The 18546-nt window shown below is 73.0% G+C and carries 16 protein-coding genes; 9 read left to right on the top strand and 7 right to left on the bottom strand.

Annotation, left to right across the window (positions count from 1 at the left end; all coding sequences use genetic code 11):
- The first annotated feature begins 91 nt into the window (after positions 1-91).
- The 4 genes from ABEB28_RS25290 to ABEB28_RS25305 all read left to right on the top strand — a co-directional run bounded on the left by ABEB28_RS25290 (position 92) and on the right by ABEB28_RS25305 (position 7373).
- Positions 92-2722 (top strand): glycoside hydrolase family 3 N-terminal domain-containing protein, encoded by a 2631-nt coding sequence (locus tag ABEB28_RS25290; RefSeq protein WP_345730690.1) that lies wholly within the window; start codon positions 92-94, stop codon positions 2720-2722.
- A 210-nt stretch (positions 2723-2932) separates the two neighbouring features.
- Positions 2933-5458: a sensor histidine kinase gene (locus tag ABEB28_RS25295; protein ID WP_345730691.1), complete on the top strand. Its 2526-nt coding sequence runs from the start codon at positions 2933-2935 to the stop codon at positions 5456-5458.
- Positions 5459-5506: 48 nt separating this feature from the next.
- Complete coding sequence (locus ABEB28_RS25300; protein ID WP_345730692.1) at positions 5507-5941, top strand: hypothetical protein; 435 nt, start codon at positions 5507-5509, stop codon at positions 5939-5941.
- 169 nt (positions 5942-6110) lie between these two features.
- A complete protein-coding gene (locus ABEB28_RS25305; RefSeq protein ID WP_425558994.1) occupies positions 6111-7373 on the top strand; it encodes an alpha/beta hydrolase fold domain-containing protein in 1263 nt (420 codons plus the stop codon).
- Positions 7374-7436: 63 nt separating this feature from the next.
- Here ABEB28_RS25305 and ABEB28_RS25310 read toward each other — a convergent pair whose 3' ends face one another.
- Genes ABEB28_RS25310 through ABEB28_RS25320 form a run of 3 tightly spaced genes read right to left on the bottom strand, consistent with a single transcriptional unit; the run spans position 7437 to position 11440 of the window.
- Positions 7437-8933, bottom strand: coding sequence for a mannitol dehydrogenase family protein (locus ABEB28_RS25310; RefSeq protein WP_345730694.1), 1497 nt, complete (start codon positions 8931-8933; stop codon positions 7437-7439).
- Positions 8930-10432: a UxaA family hydrolase gene (locus ABEB28_RS25315; RefSeq protein ID WP_345730695.1), complete on the bottom strand. Its 1503-nt coding sequence runs from the start codon at positions 10430-10432 to the stop codon at positions 8930-8932. Before ABEB28_RS25315 ends, ABEB28_RS25310 begins: the two co-directional genes overlap by 4 nt.
- A gap of 12 nt (positions 10433-10444) precedes the next feature.
- Positions 10445-11440 carry a LacI family DNA-binding transcriptional regulator gene (locus tag ABEB28_RS25320; protein WP_345730696.1) on the bottom strand — a complete coding sequence of 332 codons (996 nt, stop codon included), beginning with the start codon at positions 11438-11440 and terminating at the stop codon, positions 10445-10447.
- A gap of 132 nt (positions 11441-11572) precedes the next feature.
- Here ABEB28_RS25320 and uxaC point away from each other — a divergent pair, with 132 nt between their 5' ends.
- Positions 11573-12991 carry a glucuronate isomerase gene (gene uxaC / locus ABEB28_RS25325; protein WP_345730697.1) on the top strand — a complete coding sequence of 473 codons (1419 nt, stop codon included), beginning with the start codon at positions 11573-11575 and terminating at the stop codon, positions 12989-12991.
- A gap of 228 nt (positions 12992-13219) precedes the next feature.
- Positions 13220-13891, top strand: coding sequence for a DNA alkylation repair protein (locus ABEB28_RS25330; RefSeq protein ID WP_345730698.1), 672 nt, complete (start codon positions 13220-13222; stop codon positions 13889-13891).
- A 72-nt stretch (positions 13892-13963) separates the two neighbouring features.
- Here the strand turns inward: ABEB28_RS25330 and ABEB28_RS25335 are convergent, their stop codons facing one another.
- Complete coding sequence (locus tag ABEB28_RS25335) at positions 13964-14596, bottom strand: TetR/AcrR family transcriptional regulator (RefSeq protein ID WP_345730699.1); 633 nt, start codon at positions 14594-14596, stop codon at positions 13964-13966.
- Between the two features lie 100 nt (positions 14597-14696).
- On the opposite strand from ABEB28_RS25335, the gene ABEB28_RS25340 reads away from it, so the two are divergent.
- Positions 14697-15257 carry an anthrone oxygenase family protein gene (locus ABEB28_RS25340; protein ID WP_345730700.1) on the top strand — a complete coding sequence of 187 codons (561 nt, stop codon included), beginning with the start codon at positions 14697-14699 and terminating at the stop codon, positions 15255-15257.
- A 31-nt stretch (positions 15258-15288) separates the two neighbouring features.
- Here ABEB28_RS25340 and ABEB28_RS25345 read toward each other — a convergent pair whose 3' ends face one another.
- Complete coding sequence (locus ABEB28_RS25345; protein ID WP_345730701.1) at positions 15289-15663, bottom strand: nuclear transport factor 2 family protein; 375 nt, start codon at positions 15661-15663, stop codon at positions 15289-15291.
- 70 nt (positions 15664-15733) lie between these two features.
- On the opposite strand from ABEB28_RS25345, the gene ABEB28_RS25350 reads away from it, so the two are divergent.
- On the top strand, positions 15734-16360 hold the full coding sequence (locus ABEB28_RS25350; protein ID WP_345730702.1) for a TetR/AcrR family transcriptional regulator: 627 nt from the start codon (positions 15734-15736) through the stop codon (positions 16358-16360).
- Positions 16361-16397: 37 nt separating this feature from the next.
- On the opposite strand, the gene ABEB28_RS25355 is transcribed toward ABEB28_RS25350, so the two are convergent.
- Complete coding sequence (locus ABEB28_RS25355) at positions 16398-17096, bottom strand: acetoacetate decarboxylase family protein (RefSeq protein ID WP_345730703.1); 699 nt, start codon at positions 17094-17096, stop codon at positions 16398-16400.
- 100 nt (positions 17097-17196) lie between these two features.
- On the opposite strand from ABEB28_RS25355, the gene ABEB28_RS25360 reads away from it, so the two are divergent.
- Positions 17197-18042 (top strand): endonuclease/exonuclease/phosphatase family protein, encoded by an 846-nt coding sequence (locus tag ABEB28_RS25360; RefSeq protein ID WP_345730704.1) that lies wholly within the window; start codon positions 17197-17199, stop codon positions 18040-18042.
- Between the two features lie 26 nt (positions 18043-18068).
- Here the strand turns inward: ABEB28_RS25360 and ABEB28_RS25365 are convergent, their stop codons facing one another.
- A complete protein-coding gene (locus ABEB28_RS25365; protein ID WP_345730705.1) occupies positions 18069-18530 on the bottom strand; it encodes an HIT family protein in 462 nt (153 codons plus the stop codon).
- Positions 18531-18546: the final 16 nt, after the last annotated feature.

An 18546-nucleotide genomic window follows, 5' to 3' on the forward strand; every position in this document is an offset into this window, starting at 1 on the left:
GCACACTGCGCTGAATCGCGACAATCGTCGGCGCGAGGCCCGGTCCGGCCGGCCCGCCGGGACCGGTCACCACACGACCGAGGAGGACGGCGTGCGACGAAGCAACCGATCCACAGCGTTCCTGCGACGGCGACGTCTACTGGCGCTCCTCTCCGTGAGCCTGCTGGTCGCGTCCCTGCTCGGCACGAGAGTCGCGTCGGCGGCGCCCGCGCAGCGGGCCACGGTCACCGCCGTGCACGCCCTCCGCACGGTGACCGAAGGCCAGTCGGCCTCGCTGGCCGTCGCGGTGACCACGTCCGACCGGCGCCCCCTGGGCCGGGCCGTCGCGGTGCGCTACGCGACCGGCAACGGCACCGCGAGCGCCGGCAGCGACTACGACGCCGCGTCCGGCACCCTCACGTTCCCGGCCGGCACCGCGTCCGGCGGCGTTCAGCGCATCCCGATCATCACCCGCGGGGACGACACCCCGGAGACCGCCGAGACGGTTCCGGTGACGCTCCGCGCGACGACCTCCGGCGTCTCGGTCGCGACCCAGCCCGTCCTGGTCGTCGACGGGCACGGCCTCCCCTACCTCGATCCCCGGTTACCGGTCGATCGCCGGATCGCCGATCTGCTCGGCCGGATGACGCTCGACGACAAGATCGGCCAGATGACGCAGGCCGAGCGGGCCGCGGTGGCGAGCGCCCCCACCCGGATCGCGCAGTGGCGGCTCGGCTCGGTCCTCTCCGGCGGCGGGTCAGCGCCCGCCCCGAACACCCCCGCCGCCTGGCTGCGGATGGTCAACACGTTCCAGCAGTACGCGCGGAGTACGCCGCTGCAGATCCCGCTGCTCTACGGCGTCGACGCGGTGCACGGGCACGGCAACGTGTACGGCGCGACGATCTTCCCGCACAACGTCGGGCTCGGCTCGACGCGCGATCCGGCCCTGGTGGAGCGAGTCAACGAGGTGACCGCGGCCGAGGTCCGTGCCACCGGCATCCCGTGGAACTTCGCCCCCTGCATCTGTGTAGCCAGGGACGAGCGCTGGGGCCGGACCTACGAGAGCTTCAGCGAGGACCCCGCGCTGGTGATCGCGATGGAGACCTCGGTCGACGGCCTGCAGGGCCGCCGGATCGGCGCACCCGATCGGGTGCTGGCGACCGTCAAGCACTACGCGGGCGACGGCGACACCGAGTTCGGTTCGTCCACCACGAACACCTACACGATCGACCAGGGTGTGACCGTCACCAGCCGGCGCGACTTCGCCCGGATCGACCTCGCGCCCTACGTGGTCGCGATCCGCAAGCACCGCGCCGCGACCGTGATGCCGTCGTTCTCCAGCGTCGACTGGACCGAGGACGGCATCGGCAACCCGGTGAAGATGCACGCGCACCGGGAGCTGATCACCGGCGAGCTGAAGGGCCGGATGGGCTTCGACGGCTTCGTCATCTCCGACTGGGAGGGCATTCACCAGCTGCCGGACCCGTCGGTGCCCGCCGACGCACCGCGTCCGACCGCGGCCCAGGTCCGCGTCGGTGTGAACGCCGGAACCGACATGTTCATGGAGCCGAACAACGCCCCGGACTTCGAGCGGCTGCTCCGGGCCGAGGTCACCGCCGGCCGGGTGAGCCAGGCCCGGATCGACGACGCCGTCCGGCGGATCCTGCGGGCGAAGTTCGCGTTCGGGCTGTTCGAGCAGCCCTATGCCCCCGACGACCGCGTCGACGAGGTCGGCAGCGGCGCTCACCGGGCCGTCGCGCGCCAGGCCGCGGCGGCGTCCCAGGTGCTGCTGAAGAACACCGGCCGTGCGCTCCCGCTGAAGCCCGACGCCCGGATCTACGTCGCCGGCCGCAACGCCGACAACATCGGCAACCAGGCCGGTGGCTGGACGATGGATTGGCAGGGCCGCCCCGGGCGGAGCATCCCCGGCACCACGATCCTGCAGGGCATCCGCCAGGTGGCCCCGCAGGCGCGGGTGGTGCACAGCGCGGACGCGTCGGCGCCGACCGCGGGCTCGGACGTCGGCGTGGTCGTCGTCGGCGAGACCCCGTACGCCGAGGGTTTCGGGGACGTCGGCGGGCCGACGTGGGAGAACGGCACGCCGGAGCAGCGGGAGGCGAAGTCACTGACGCTCCGGGCCGCCGACCGGGCCGTGGTGGCGAAGGTCTGCGCCGCGGTGCCCACCTGCGTCGTGCTGGTCGTGTCCGGCCGTCCGCAGGTGATCACCGACCAGCTCGGGCGCATCGACGCGCTGGTTGCGTCCTGGCTGCCCGGCAGCGAGGGCACCGGCGTCGCCGACGTGCTGTTCGGACGCCGTCCGTTCACCGGCCGCCTGTCGATGAGCTGGCCGCGGGCCGAGAACCAGGTCCCGGTGAACGTCGGTGACCGGACCTACCGGCCGCTCTACCCGTACGGGTGGGGCCTGCGCGCCGATCCCGGCCGTGAGCGGCTCACCACGGTGGGCGCCCGGGAGCTGCTGGCCCCGGAGCACTGGCAGCCCGACGGCACGCTGCGCACCGACGCCCGGACGCTCGCGCTCGCCGAACGCGCGGTGACGTCCGGAGAGTCGGCGAAGCTCCGGGACGCCGTCCTGTCGGTCGTCCGCGACGCCGCGCAGGCCAGGGCCGCAACGGGGCGGGCGCCGGTCAGCTGGGAGGCGAAGCTGGCCGACGCCGACCACGCCCAGATCACCGGCGCCTACGAGAAGGCGTTCTCGCTGCTCGCGGCGGTGGCGCGCGGATAGGCAGCAGTGAACATCCGGCCGGCGTGCAACACGGGCACGCCGGCCGGTGACTCTAGGCGCGGCGACCGTCCGGCGACACCGACGATCCGACGACCTGCGTGGATGCGGTGCGATGGCGGTGAGCCTGAGCAGCAAAAACCGGACTAACAGGGATATAATTACTAGGAGTGGCTGATTGCGCTCTTGGGCGACCCACCGTTGGAGCGTTTTGTGGCAGTAGACGAGGTCACTGGTGAACGGGCCAAGGATGCCTCGGCCGTCACCTGGGCGCGCCGCTTGTCGCCGGTGCACCAGATGCCGATCGACGCCGTGGTGCGGCTCGCCGCGGTGCTGATGGACGCGCCGATGGCGATGATGACGCTGGCGACCCAGCGCGACGAGGAGTACGTCCTCCTGACCCACGGTCTCTCCACGGGAGAACCGGATACCGCCGGGTTCCGCGGTATCACGGTGACCGGCGTCGTTCTCGCCGCCGATCACCCGATCCGATGCCCGGACCTCGGTACGGACACGGCTCTCTGCGACCACCCGCTGCTGACCGCGAGCGGTGCGAAGGCGCTGCTCGCGGTGCCACTGCGGGATGCCACCGACACCCCGGTCGGCGCGCTGTGCGTGCTGGACGTCGAACGCCGGGAGTGGTCGGACGGGCAGCTGTCGACGCTGGTGGAGATCGCCCACCTGCTCGGACCGCTCCCACTCGACGAGGTCGGGGCCGCGACCGCCGCCGTCGCTGCGCTGGAGAGTTCCTCGGTGCTCGACGGCATCCTGGAGGCCTTCGTCGCCACGACCGGCTCCGGGTTCGTCGTCGGGTGGAACCGGGCAGCCGAGGAACTGTTCGGCTGGACCGCGGGCGAGACGCACGGCCGTCACGTCGACGAGCTGGGGCCGCCGCTCTACGAGGGGCACACCGCGGCCGAGATGCTGCCGCAGATCCTGGCCGATCCCGACGCCTGGCACACGCCGCGACTGGTCAGCGTTCGCCACCGGTCCGGACTGCGGTTCCCGGTGTGGATCCGGCTCACCGTCGTCCAGAGCGCCGCGGGCGCGCTGGTGTGCACGTTCGCCACCGACGCCAGCGCGCAGATCGCGGCGGAGCAGAAGGCTGCCCGGAGCGGCCGGTTCAACGCGGCGATCCTGGAGAGCATGCAGGCCGGCGTCGTAGCGTGCGACCACGAGGGCCAGCTGGTACTGGTCAACCAGGCGCTGCGGGAGATGCAGGGGCTGCCGCAGGACATGGAGCTGGGTGACTTCCGCACGGCGCAGGGCGAGATCGTCGACCGCCTCTGCCGTCCCGACGGAGCGCCGATGCCGCTGCCGGAGAGCCCGCTGTTCCGTGCGCTGACCGGTGAGACGGTCACCGGCGCGCAGATCCTCTACCGGGTACCGGACGACCAGCCCCGGTACTTCGAGACCAACGCCCGACCGGTCGTCTCCGATGGCGGGGATCGGCTCGGCGCGGTCGCGGTGCTGCAGGACGTCACCGAGCGGTACCGCTCGGAACGCTTCCGCGAGTGCGAGCTCCGGGTCGCGCACGCGATGGCGGTGGCCACCTCGGCCGAGGAGGTCGGCCCCGCCCTGACCAGCGCCGTTGCCGGCGCGCTGGGCTGGCCGCACGCCATCCTGTGGCTGGTGGACGACGTGGCCGACGTCCTGCGTCCGGCCGGGTGTTGGACCCGGCCCGGGCTGGACATGGACGGCCTCTTCCCTCCGGAGATCCGACGCGGTTGGGGCTTCACCGGAAAGGTCTGGGATACCGGCCGAGCGCTGTGGATCCCGGACCTGCTCGACCCGCCGGTGCCCGTCACCCGCGACGTGCGGACGCGGTTGCGCCGCGCCACCGACCGGGGTCTGCGCGCGGCCCTCGCCGTACCGGTGAAGAGCGGGCAGACGACGATCGGCGTCCTGACGTGCAACGCCGATCACCGCGAGTACGACGGTCAGCGGCTGATCGGGCTGCTCACCGGCGTCGCCGACCAGGTCGGGCGGTTCCTCGAACGCCGCCGGGCCGACGACCTCGCGCTCGAACTCGCCCGCACGAAGGACGACTTCCTCGCGCTGGTCGGACACGAGATGCGCACGCCGCTGACGTCGATCGCCAGCTACGCCGAGCTGCTCGCCATGTCGGCCGAGTCCTGGCCGGCGACCGACCGCCAGTTGCTCGAGGTGATCAACCGCAACACCGGGATCCTCCGCGCCATCATCGACGACCTGCTCGACCTCACCGCGCTGGAGTCCGGCTCCGTCTCCGTCCATCTCGAGCCGATGGACCTCGTTCCGGTGGTCACCGACGCGCTGGAGGCCGTCGCACCGGCCGCGCGGACGAACGGGGTGACGTTGCACGCCGACCTCCCCGCCACCGTGCTCCTCGACGGTGACCCCCACCGGCTGCGGCAGATCGCCGACAACCTCGTGACCAACGCGGTGAAGTACAGCCCGGACGGCGGCAACGTCTACGCCCGGCTGACCAGCGAGGCGGGGGTGGCCGAGTTCACCGTGCGGGACGAGGGCATCGGCATCCCCGCCGAGGAGCTGCACCAGCTGTTCCGCCGCTTCTACCGGGCCAGCACCGCGCGCTACCGCGGCATCCCGGGCACCGGCCTGGGGTTGAGCATCACCCGGGCGCTGACCGAGGCGCACGGCGGGACGATCAGCGTCACCGCACCGCCGTCCGGCGGAACCACGGTGGTCGTGCGCCTCCCCACCGGCGACCGCGGCCGGGCAGCCTGCGAGGTCTGAGCCGGGGCCCCCGGAGCCGCGCGGACGCGCGCGGTGCATGCTCGATCCATGGGTTCACCGATGGCCGCGCTCGGCGTCGCGGCGACGTTCGTGTGGTTCGGCATGGTGCTGGCGATCTCGTTCCTGGAGGCGCCACTGAAGTTCCGTGCGCCCGGCGTCACGCTCCCGATCGGACTGGCCATCGGGCGGCTGGTCTTCCGCGCGTTGAACGTCGCCGAGCTGGTCCTGGGTGCGGCGGTGCTGGCCGCGGTCGGTACCGCGGCGGAGTACGACACGGTCGCCACGATCGCGTCGCTGGGCGCGCTGGGAGCGCTCGCCGGCCAGCTGGCGGTCGTTCGGCCGCGGCTGCACCGGCGCACCGCCCGGGTACTGGCCGGGAACACCGACGGACCGCGCTCCCGGCCCCACCTGGAGTACGTCGCGCTGGAGGTCGTGAAGGCGATCGCCCTGCTCGTCGCCGGGATCGCGCTGCTCACCGCCTGATCCGTGGTGACGGTCGACCGGGGCCGAGCCCTCTCGACTAATACCGAACACCGTTCAGAACGGGTCACGGTCGGTTAGCGTGCGGTCGAACCGAACAGCCGACGTCCAGCGGCGGACGTCCACTGCCGACGGAGGCACGCGAATGACCGGAGCTCGAACCGACCGGCTGGTGGGCGCGGCCGCGCTGCTGCACGGGGTAGCGGCCGCGGTCAACACCGCGAACGCGTTACGGCCGGTAGCCAGGCGGGGACCGCTCGCCATCCCCTCGTTCGCCGCCGGTGCGCTGACCAGCGAGCTGACCCGGGCCGCCGCGGCCACCACGATCACGCCGGCGCTGCTGGCGCTCGCCGCAGGCGGAGCGCGTTCCCGGACCGGCCGGGTCGGGCTCGCGCTCTCCGCCGCCGCGGCCGCGGGGCTCGTCCGGGTCGCCGCCGAGTCGGGGCCGACCGAGGAGATCCTCGACCGCGCGCTGACCGAGGCGCTCGGCCCGGACTACCGCAGCGCGGTGCGGCACCCGAAGTGGCCGGAGCCGGATGCTCCGCTGAGCCCGCGGCCGGGCGTCCTCCGAATGCTCCAGGTCCGGAAGCGGTACGCCCACGACGCGGACATCCCCTACGGGCCGGCCGGTCTCCGCAACCACCTCGACATCTGGCGCCGCACCGACCTGCCCGCGGGCTCGGCCGCGCCGGTGCTGGTGCAGGTGCACGGCGGCGCGTGGACGCTCGGCAGCAAGCAGGAACAGGCGCTGCCGCTGCTCAGCCACCTGACCGAGCGCGGCTGGGTGTGCGTCGCGGTGAACTACCGGCTCGGTCCCCGGTCCACCTGGCCGGAGATGATCATCGACGTCAAGCGCGCGATGGCGTGGGTCAAGGAGCACATCGCCGAGTACGGCGGTGACCCGGAGTTCGTCGCGATCACCGGCGGCTCGGCCGGTGGGCACCTCACCGCGCTGCACGCGCTGACCGCGCCCGACCGGCGCTGGCAGCCCGGTTTCGAGGACGTCGACACGACCGTCGCGGCGGCGGTGCCGTTCTACGGCGTCTACAACTGGGCCGACGAGCGGGACACCGGTCTGCTGCGCCTGCTCGAGCGGCGCGTGGTCAAAGCGACGTTCGCCGAGGCGCCGCAGATCTTCCGCGAGGCCTCTCCGCAGTTCTCGATCCGGCCCGACGCTCCCCCGATGTTCGCGCTGCACGGCCGCAACGACTCGCTGGTGCCGGTCGAGTCCGCACGCAGGTTCGCCCGGGACCTGCGCGCGACGTCGACGTCGCCGGTGGCGTACGCCGAGTTCCCCGGCGCGCAGCACGCGTTCGAGCTGTTCAGCTCGGTGCGGGCGCACGCCTGCGCGGAGGCGGTCGAGCGGTTCCTCGGCGTCGTCTACGGCCGTCACCGCGCCGACGAGGACGCGGCGTTCCGGGGCGTGGCCCGCTGACCCAGGCGATCTGCCGGTTGTCCGGGCGCGCGGCCGGCCGCGCCCGACCGGCCGCGGGGCCGGTCAGGGCACGGTCGGCACCGCACCGGTGAGCAGGGTCTGCACGTCGACGGTGAGCTCTCGCCGCCACGCCGTGTGATCCACCAGGTCCGGCCCGAAGACGGCGTCCAGCCGTAGGAGCGCGTCGACCACGCCGTCCGCGTCGGTCCGGCCCCGGACGTCGCCGAGGGTCGCGGCGAGCGGATCGTCCAGTGGCAGCGCGCGACCCTTGACGTCCCGGCCGCGCGCCACGTACGCCATCCACGCGGCGACTCCGAGCGTCGCGTACCGCGGGTGCCGCCCGGCCGCCAGCGACTCGGACACCGCGGAGAGCAGCCGCTGCGGCAGCTTCTGCGTCCCGTCCATCGCGACCTGGACGCAGGTGTGCCGCAGCGCCGGGTCGGCGAAGCGGGCGAGCACCTGGTGGCCGTACCCGCCCAGGTCGACGCCGTCCGGCGGCTCCACGGTCGGGATCAGGTCCTGCCGGATCATCGCCTCGGCGATCGCCCGGAGTTCGTCGTCGCGGACCGCCTCGGCGATCGTGCGGTGACCGCGCAGCGCACCCAGGTAGGCCAGCGTGGAGTGGACGCCGTTGAGCAGCCGCAGCTTCATCACCTCGAACGGGCCCACGTCGTCCGTGAGCTGCACACCAGCGCGCTCCCAGCACGGGCGGGCGCCCGCGAACCGGTCTTCGACCACCCACTGGGAGAACGGCTCGGCCACCACCAGACCGGCGTCGTACCGGCCGCTGAGCGCCGCGGCGTCCCGCCGGTCGTCGTCGGTGGTGGTCGGCACGATCCGGTCGACCATCGAGCTCGGGAACGTCACCGAGGCGCGGATCCACTCCGCCAGCGGCCCGCCCTCGGCGCCCGGCAGCGCGTCGCAGAAGTCGTGCACGAGCCGCTGCACCGCCGTGCCGTTGGACGGCAGGTTGTCGCAGCACACCACGGTGAGCGGCCCCGCGTCCGCGTGGGCCCGGCGCGCCAATCCACGGACCAGCCGGCCGATCACCGTGACCGGCGGACGTCCGGCCAGGTCGGCCCCTCCTGCGAGGTCGGCACGGACCTCCGGATCGCGGGTGTCCAGGCCGCCTCCGGCGGCCCGGCGGTAACCCTTCTCGGTGACGGTCGCGGTCACCACTGCGATCCGGGGGTCGGCGAGCCGGTCGAGCAGCGCCTCGGTCTGCGCCCCGCCGTCGAGTACTTCCCGGACGACGCCGACGATCCGCAGCGTCGCGCGTCCGTCGCCCCGGGTGAGCACACCGTAGACGCCGTCCTGGGCCGCCAGCCGGTCGTGGACGTCCGCCGAGCGCTGGGTGACGCCGCAGATGCCCCACTCCGCGCCGCCGGCGGCCAGCATCGCGTCCTCGGTGTAGACCGCCTGATGGGCGCGGGAGAACGCGCCCAGTCCGAGGTGGACGATGCCGACCGAACAGTCGACGGTCCGGGCGGCCGGTACGGACAGCCGGTCGCCTGCCCGGAGCTCGTCCAGCGCGGCCCGGTCCAGCCTCGGGAGCGTCACAGGACCGCTCCGACCTGCCACGGCACCAGCTCTTCACCGCCGACGCCGAGCTGCTCGCTGACCGACCGCTCGCCGGAGGCCACCGCGATCAGCCGCCGGTAGATCTCCGCACCGACCTCGGTCAGCGGCCGGCCGCTCTCCACGACACCGGAGCAGTCCAGGTCGATGTCGCCGCTCATCCGCCGGGCCAGGTCGGAGTTGCTGGCCAGCTTCACGGTCGGCACCGGCCGCGATCCGAACGCCGAGCCGCGGCCGGTGGTGAACGCGATCAGGTGGGCGCCGCCGGCGATCATCCCGGTCGCCGACACCGGGTCGTAGCCGGGAGTGTCCATGAAGACCAGGCCGGATCGGCTCGGCGCGGCCGCGTAATCGATCACCTCGGCCAGCGGGCTGGAGCCGCCCTTCGCGACCGCGCCCATCGACTTCTCCAGGATCGTCGTGATGCCGCCGGCCTTGTTGCCGGGCGACGGGTTGCCGTCCAGCGTCGTCCCCTGGCTCGCGGTGTACCGCTCCCACCAGGCGATCCGATCGAGGAGCCGGGCCCGGACGCCGTCGTCGACCGCGCGGGCTGCGAGCATCTGCTCGGCGCCGTAGATCTCCGGGGTCTCGCCGAGGAGGCTGGTGCCCCCTAACCCGACCAGGTAGTCGCTGGCGACGCCGAGCGCCGGGTTCGCGGTCAGCGCCGACCACGCGTCGGAGCCACCGCACTGCAGCCCGAGCACCAGGTGCTCGACGCCGACCGGCGTCCGGGTGGTGCCGCGCAGCCGGTCGGCCGTCGCGCGCACCAGCTCGATTCCCCGGTCGACCGCCGCCGCTGTGCCGCCGGCGTCCTGGATCGTGTAGGAGGTGACCGGCACGTCGATCTCGTCGACCAGTCCGGCGACCTCGTTGACCTCGCACCCCAGCCCGACGACGACCACGCCGCCGATGTTGGGGTGGCGCGCGTAGCCGGTGAGCGTCCGGCGCAGCACGTCCCAGCCGGGGCCACTGTCGGCCATTCCGCATCCGGTGCCGTGGGTGAGCGCGACGACGCCGTCGACTTCCTCCGGGTGGAGCGCGGCGATCTCGTCCTCGGTGCGGCGCACGATGAGCTTGGCGACCGTCGCCGAGCAGTTCACGGTGGTCAGCACCGCGACGTAGTTGCGGGTGGCGATCCGTCCGTCCGGACGGACGATGCCGGCGAACGTCCGCGGAAGATCGGCGGGCACCGGCGGCGGCGCCACCGGCTCGCCACCGGAGGCCCCGGAGCCGTGCGGTGGCATGCCGACGTTGTGCGTGTGCACGTGCTGCCCGGCAGCGATCGGCTGCGTGGCGACGCCGATCACGTGGCCGTACTTGTGCACCGGGGCGCCCGCGGGCAGGTCGCGCAGGGCGATCTTGTGTCCCCGGGGGACGTCGGCGGCGGCGACCAGACCGTCGGTGGCCGTTCCGGCGGGCAGGGCGTCCAGCGCGATCGCCACGTCGTCGTCGGCGTGCAGGCGGAGCAGGCGAGTGGGCATCGTGCACCTCCGTCAGGTAGTGCGGGACCGGTGCACGGCCGTCGAGGCCCGCACCACGAGTTCGGTGGGGAGCGGCTCGGGTTCGTCGCCGGGGTCGCGTTCCCCCGCGAGCAGGTCCAGGAGCCGGTCGACGGCGAGGCGCCCGGCCTCCCGCCGGGGGAAGCGCACGGTGGTCAGCGGCGGGTGCGCCATCTGCGCGATCTGGATGTCGTCGAAGCCGACGACGGACAGCTCCGCGGGGATCCGGACGCCGTAGCCGTGCAGGCGGTGCAGCAGCCCGATCGTGATCGCGTCGTTGTACGCGACGACGGCCGACACGTCTGCCCGCAGGACCGCGTCGGCCACGCCACGTCCGCCGTCGAACGTCGGTGCCACCGTTCCCACCTCGACGAGATCGACGCCGAGCGCCGCGGCCGCACGCCGGGCCCCGTCGGACCGCTCGCGGGCGGAGTGGCTGGTGGCGGGTCCGGCGACGAGCCCGATCCGCCGGTGTCCCAGCGCGTGCAGATGCTCGACGGCCTGGCGCGCGCCGCCGGCGTTGTCGACGGCCACCGACGCCAGGCCCGGTTCGCTGCGGTTGACCAGCACCACGGCGGAGCCGCTCACCGCGTCCGCGAGGTCGTCGACGGGAAGCCGGGCGCCACAGAGCACCAGGCCGTCGACCTGCGGGGCGAGGGTGGCGATCAAGTCGCGCTCGGCGTCCGGGTCGTCGCCGGTGTCGGCCAGGAGCGTCGTCAGCGCGCGCTGGTGCGCCCGCGCTTGGATCCCGGCGACGACGTCGGGGAAGAACGGGTTGGTCAGGTCCGGCACGATCACGCCGAGGTTGCCCGTCCGGCCGGTGATCAGGCTGCGCGCGGCGCGGTTGGGCCGGTAGCCGAGCCGGCGGGCGGTGTCGAGGATGCGCGCCCGGGTGCGCTCGTCGACGCGCTCGGGCTGGGTCAGCGCGCGGGACACCGTCGAGGTGGACACCTCTGCGGCTCGGGCGACGTCCGCCAACGTGACCGCCATCCGCGTCTGCTCCCGTCGTCGGCTCTGCAATCCTTTGCACGCTACCTCGCACGAGCATCGCGCGACAGTTCTTGCGGTCGGGCGATCGCGCATGCAATCGTTCCCACGGACCGACCGCGGAGGGAGATCCCGATGGATCGACTCGAGCTGCATCCCGACCGCGCACTGCCGGCGGAGCCCGGCGTCCGGGCGATCGCCCGGCGCCTGTACCGGCGCACCGCCGACCTGCCGCTGGTCTGCATGCACGGACACGTCGACGCCGCGGTACTGGCGGCCGACGCCCCGTTCGGCGACCCGGCCCAGTTGCTGGTCGTCCCGGACCATTACGTGACACGGATGCTGATGTCCCAGGGCATCCCCGCGGCTCGGATCGGCATACCGTCCGCCGATCCGGATGCTCCGGTCGAGACCGATCCGCGGGCGATCTGGCGGCTGTTCTGCGAGAACTGGCACCTCTACCGGGGCACCCCGTCGCGCTACTGGCTGGAGCACGAGCTCGTCGAGGTCTTCGGCGTGGACGAGAAGCCCGCGGCCACCAGCGCCGATCGGCTGTACGACCGGATCGCCACGGCGCTCGCGCAGCGCGAGTACCGGCCGCTCGCGCTGCTCGACCGATTCGGCATCGAGCTGCTCGCGACCACCGACCCTGCCACCTCGGACCTCGCCGCGCACGAGAAGCTGGCCGCCGCCGGCTACCGCGGCCGCATCATTCCGACGTTCCGGCCGGACGCCGTCGTCCGCCCCGACCGTCCCGGCTGGCGGGCCGATGTAGAGCTGCTGGGGCGCCTCGCCGACGTCGACACCTCCGGCTACGTCGGCTACCTCGAGGCGCTGCGCCGCCGCCGACGTGCCTTCGTAGACGCCGGGGCGCTCGCCACCGACCACGGCCACGACACCGCCGACACCCAGCCGCTCTCCGACGACGAGGCGGAGTCGATCTACCGCGCCGGCCGGGACGGCCGGGCGACCCCAGCCCAGGGACGCGCGTTCGCCGCCCACCTGCTCTTCGAGTCCGCACGGATGTCCTGCGCGGACGGCCTGGTGATGCAGCTGCACCCCGGCGTGCTGCGCGATCACTCGGACGCGATCGCGGCGGCGCACGGGCCCGACCGCGGCTTCGACATCCCGGTCGCCGCCGAGTTCACGCGCGCGCTCCGGCCGCTGCTGCAGGCCTTCGGCCACGACCCGGGGTTGCGGCTGATCCTCTTCACGGTCGACGAGACCGTCTACTCCCGGGAGCTGGCACCGCTGGCCGGCGCCTATCCGTCGGTGCGGCTCGGCGCGCCCTGGTGGTTCCTCGACTCACCGGACGGCATGCGGCGCTTCCGGGACGCAGCCACCGAGACCGCCGGCTTCGCCAACACGTCCGGCTTCGTGGACGACACGCGGGCGTTCGCCTCGATCCCGGCGCGGCACGACCTGGCCCGCCGGATCGACGCCGGGTACCTCGCCCGAGTGGTCGCCGAGCACCGCCTCGACGAGGAGGAAGCGGCGGAGACCGCGGTGGACCTCGCCTACCACCTCCCCCGCACCGCCTACCGCCGCCGCTGATCTCGCCGACCACCGCTTACCGTCGCCGCCGGCGCGGGAGGCTCGCCGGCAGTCTCGGGTTCAGCCAGTGGCTGCACGCCGCCATCGTCGCCCGCAGCAACGCCGGTACCTCCACGACCGCCCGGGAGAACCCCGCTGCCAACTTCAGGCTGGACTTAAATAAGTGTGGACTGAAATAGTTGCCGGGGAGGCGATCCGCGAGCCACCCACGGGAGAGGGGACGCTGCAGTGACCGAGACGACGGTGGCCCAGGTGATGGCCGAGCTGGCTGCACTCGAGGACCCGAAGATCCGCGAGGTCAACGCGCGGCACGGGGACGATCACGGCGTGAACCTCAGCGCGCTACGCGCCGTCGCGAAGCGGCTGAAGACGCAGCAGGACCTCGCGCGCGAGCTGTGGACGACGTCCGACACCGCGGCGCGACTGCTGGCGCTCCTGATCTGCCGCCCGAAGGCGTTCGACCGGAACGAGTTGGACGCCATGCTGCGCGAGGCCCGCACTCCGAAGGTGCACGACTGGCTCGTGAACTACGTCGTGAAGAAGAGCCCGCACTCCGAAGAGCTGCGCGTGGCCTGGTTCGCCGACCCGGACCCCGTCGTCGCGAGCGCCGGCTGGTCGCTGACCACCGAGCGCGTCGTCAAGAAGCCCGAGGGCCTCGACCTCGCTGGGCTGCTCGACGTCATCGAGGCGCAGATGAAAGGCGCCCCGGACCGCCTGCAGTGGGCGATGAACAACTGCCTGGCTCAGATCGGGATCGACCACCCCGAGCACCGCGCACGCGCCCTGGAGATCGGTGAGCGCCTGGAGGTGCTCAAGGACTACCCGACTCCCCCGAACTGCACGTCGCCGTTCGCCCCTATCTGGATCACCGAGATGGTGCGCCGCCAGCAGGCCAGCTAGGAGGCTCCCCGCGGGAGACGTGCGCGCGGCCGTGACATCTACGTGTGGTGTGGGCGAGCGCCCACACCACACTTACGTGTCATGCGGTTCGCGGGCCAGCAGGGTGAGGAAGCGGTCGACGGCGGTGGTGGCGAAGGCGCGGAGTGCGGCGTCCGGGGGCGGGACCTCGCCGAGCAGCACGCGGATCTGCAGGTCACGGACGGTCAGTCCGTAGAGGAGCTGGAAGGCCTCCCCGGGGTCGGGGACGCGTAGAAGTCTGCGGGCGGACAGGTCCGCCAGGTAGGCCTCGACCAGAGGACCGGTGGTGTGGCGACCGTGGCGCAGCAGCAGGGCCGCCAGGTCGGTGGAGCCCATGGCGGCGCGGTTGAGCGCCACCGAAACCTCGCCGAGCAGGAGCCGGAGCAGGTTCTCGGCGAGCGCGGTGAGGGTCGCGCGCGGATCGGCGGGAGAGCCGAGCGCCGCGGCGACCGCTGCGTTGGTCTGCTCGGCCTGCCGCTCGATCAACGCGGCCAGCAGTCCGTGCCGGTTGCCGAACCAGCTGTAGAGGCTCTCCTTGGACGAGCCGGCGCGAGCCGCGACCGCCTGCATCGTCAGGCCCTCCACCCCACTCTCGAGGAGCTCGGCGAGCGCGGCGTCCAGGGCGGCCTGGCGGCGGGCGGCCTGTTCGCCGGCCCGCGGCCGACCGCGGCGGGGTGGTGCGGTCATCGGTGTTCTCCTCGGGCCTCGCCTTTATTCGAACCGTCGGGTACGGTTTTAAACGTACTCGCTGGTTCGATTCTAGCGACTCCCCCGGAAAGGCACCTCCATGACGCTCACCGCCCCCGCCGTCCCCGTCGCACAGCCCGCCACACCGGGGAGGGCCCGCCGACTGGCCCGCGGCTGGTCGCTGATCGCGGCGACCTTGACCACCGGGCTGATCGCCGGGTTCTTCTACGCCTACGCCAGCTCGGTCATGGTGGGCCTGGCACGCGTCGACGACCGCACGTTCATCAGCTCCATGCAGTGGATCAACGCGACGGTCCGGAACTGGTGGTTCGCGCCGAGCTTCTTCGGTGCCCTCGCGCTGACCGCCGTCGCCGCGGCCCTGCACCTCCGCCGGGACGCACGGCCGGTGCTGCCCTGGATCCTCGGCGCGTTCCTGCTCTACGGCGCCGCCTTCGCGATGACGATGGGCATCAACGTGCCGCTCAACGACGAGCTCGCCGCCGCCGGCGACCCCACCGCGATCGCCGACCCAGCCGCGATCCGCGCCGCCTACGAGGACCGCTGGAACACCTGGAACGTCATCCGCACGGTCGCGTCGCTGGGAGCACTGGCCTGCCTGGTCCGCGCACTGATCCTGCACGGTCGTCGCACCGCTGCCTGAAGACTCGCCGCCGGGGCGACCCGATCCCGTCCTACTCGGACGGGATCGCCCGGGTCGCTTGGACCGCCCGCCGCAGCCGGCCGTCAGCCGCCAGCTCCCCGAACATGTAGATCTCCGAGGTGACGGTGCCACCCTTGCGCATCTCCGCGACCAGCCGGTACCGGGCGGCGACGTGGTCACCGTCCACGAGCGCCTGCTCCACCTCGACCCGGAGCCCGGCGGCCCGCTTCCGGGCCGGGCGGACGTGGTCCAGCAGGCGCTGGCGGTCCAGCAGCACACCGTCGTTGACCAGCTCGAAGTCCGGGGTGTGGTAGCGGTCCAGCACGGTCGCCGGGTCCTCGTCGCCCAACCCTGCCTCGTGGGGATAGCGGGTCAGATAGCCGGTCAGATCGGTACGGGGCGTCACAGGGCCTCCCGGGATCCAGTTATCTTTGACAGCGTGTCCACGATAAGGCCGGTGCGATAAGTTGGACAAGGTGTCAGAGATAACCGGTGATCGTCGGCGCCGCCGACGTTCCGACGCCGAGCGCAGCGCCGCCGCGGTGCTCGACGCCGCCGTCGAGGTGCTCGGGCGGCACCCGGACGCGAAGGTGGAACAGGTCGCCGCCGCGGCCCGCGTCACGCGCCAGACGGTCTACGCCCACTACCCGTCCCGGCCTCAGCTGGTGGCCGCGGTCATCGAGCGCATCACCGGCGAAGCCGTCGCCGCCCTCGACGCGGCGACCGAGGACGGAGCCACCGAGGACGGCGGCACCAAGGACGGCGCCACCGTCACCGAGGCGCTGCTGCGCTGGCTCGACGTCACTTGGCGGCTGTTCGACCGCTACCCGCTCCTCCGGCACCCGTCGGCGACCGCCGTCGAGCAGGCGGAGTCCGACCGCCAGCACGCCCCGATCGCCGAACGTCTGGTACGGCTGATCCGGCGTGGCCAGGCCGCCGGCGAGTTCGACGACACGCTCAGCCCGACCTGGCTGGTCTCCGCGACGATCGCGCTCGGCCACGCAGCCGGGAACGAGGCCGCCGCGGGCCGCCTGGCCACGCCGCAGGCAGCGGCGGCGCTGCGCCGCAGCATCCTGCGTCTCTACGGCGCCCGCGAGCCCTGACCCGGTGACGCTGCCCCGCGGCGCCGACCCGCGATCGTTACTCCGGCTTGAGCGGCAGCGCTTCCTCGAACGTCGCCCGCATGGTCTCGGTCCACGTGCTGAGCACGACCGGCGCACCCGGCAGGCCGAGGCCGGCGAGCTCGCGCCCGACCGGGTGCGAGCCGAGCGTCAGCTCGACACCGTCGCCGCCGAAGACGATCTGCGAACCCTCCCCACCCTGGGTGAAGGAGGTGGCGTGCGGTACGCCGTCGATCAGGGAGTACGCGATCATCGGCGCCGGCGGCATCTCGTCGGCGCCGCCGCGCGGGAGGCGCAGGGTGAGGGCCAGTTCGCCGTCCATCCGGAGCGTCCAGGTGCTCGACGTCGCCGTGTTCTCGACGTCGATCCGCTCGACGGTCTTGGGGAAGCCCCAGATCTTCTGCCCGGCTTCGCAGGTGAAGGACTGGTCGACGGGCAGCCGGGTGATGAACGTGCCGTCCTCCCCACCGGAGCGGGGCCGGACGAACAGGGTCAGCCCGACCTCGTGGTAGGCCCCGAGATCGTTGTCCCGGTAGTCCACGAGCACGACCGCGAGGTGGGCCTTGCCCGGTGACGTCTCGACGATCTCGAACGCGTCGGTCGGCAGCAGCGCCGCCGCTCCCGCAGCGTCCACCTCGAAGAGCACCGTGCCGGCGGACGCGTCCCGGACCTGCACGGGCATCGTCACGGTCTGGCCGGCAATGTCGTAGGTCGTCATGCTGACTCCTTCGGCAGATTGGAACACGTTCTACCGGACCCGCCGCGATCGTGTGGCCGGTTCGGACAAGGCACCCGGCGACGAGTGGTTAGCGTGCCCCATGAGAACCAGTGGGACGCCCAGCGGAACGACGGTGCGGGTGGCGACCTGGAACCTGTGGTGGCGGTTCGGCGACTGGGAGGCCCGGCACCGGGCGATCGGGGCGGTACTGGCCGATCTGCGGGCGGACATCGTCGGACTGCAGGAGGTCTGGGCGGAGCCGGGCCGCAACCAGGCCGAAGCGCTCGCCGCCGACCTCGGTCTGCACTGGACGTTCGTCGCCTCGCCCGCGCCGGGCCGCTGGCATCGCCGGCTCGGGGACGACCGCGTCGCCGTCGGCAACGCCGTGCTCAGCCGCTGGCCGATCGTGGAGTCCGCACACCAGGTGCTACCGGCGGGTGACGCCCCGGCCGACGGACGCACGGTGCTGCACGCCCGGATCGACGCCCCCGGCGGCCCGGTGCCGTTCTTCACCACTCAGCTCAACTCGGCCCCGGCGCAGTCGGCCGTCCGCTGCGCGCAGGTCGCGGCGATCGCACGGTTCGTGGCGGCGCGCACCGAGCAGAGCCACCCCCCGGTGGTCACCGGTGACCTCAACGCCGAGCCCGACTCCGACGAAGTGCGCCTGCTGGGGGGACACAAGACCGCGCCGACCGTACCGGGGCTGGTCCTGATCGACGCCTGGCGCTACGCCGATCCGGCCGCGACCGGCTGGACGTGGGACCGCGGGAACCCGCACGTCGCGGCGAGCCTGGAGCCCAGCGCCCGCATCGACTACGTCCTGGTCGGCGCTCCCTCGGCCGACGGACGGGGCAGCGTGGCGTCGGCGGCGGTGTTCGGCGACCGGCTGGAGGGCGGCGTGTGGCCGTCCGACCACGCGGGTGTGCTCGCCGAGCTCCGCGCCTGACGTCGGAGCGGCGTGGGTCCGCGGGCTCAGCTCAGGGCCCGCCGGATGCGATCCGCGGCGGCGTCCAGCTCGTGCCGCTCACGGACGCGCCACTCCGCGTCGATCCGGAAGCCGTCCCCCGGGAACCGCGGGACGACGTGCAGGTGCACGTGGAAGACCTCCTGGAACGCGGCCTCACCGTCGGCGAGGAAGAGGTTGACGCCCTCGCACCGGATGCCCGAGCGGCGTAGTGCCCGCGCCAGCCGCTGCGCCGTGACCCACATCCTCGTGCCGAGTTCCTCCGGCAGGTCTTCCAGCCCGACGGCGTGCATCCGCGGGATGACGAGCAGGTGGCCGGGGGTCACCGGGCGCAGGTCCATGAACGCCGTCACGTGCTCGTCGGCGTGGACGACGCTCGCCGGGCTCTCTCCCGCCACGATCGCGCAGAAGACGCAGCTGTTCGCCGGTGCCTCCTCGACCTCGAGCTTCTCCGTCTCGGTGTTGGGCATGGCGTTCTCCGATCGG

Origin of the sequence: Cryptosporangium minutisporangium (assembly GCF_039536245.1) — a bacterium.
Classification (GTDB): domain Bacteria; phylum Actinomycetota; class Actinomycetes; order Mycobacteriales; family Cryptosporangiaceae; genus Cryptosporangium; species Cryptosporangium minutisporangium.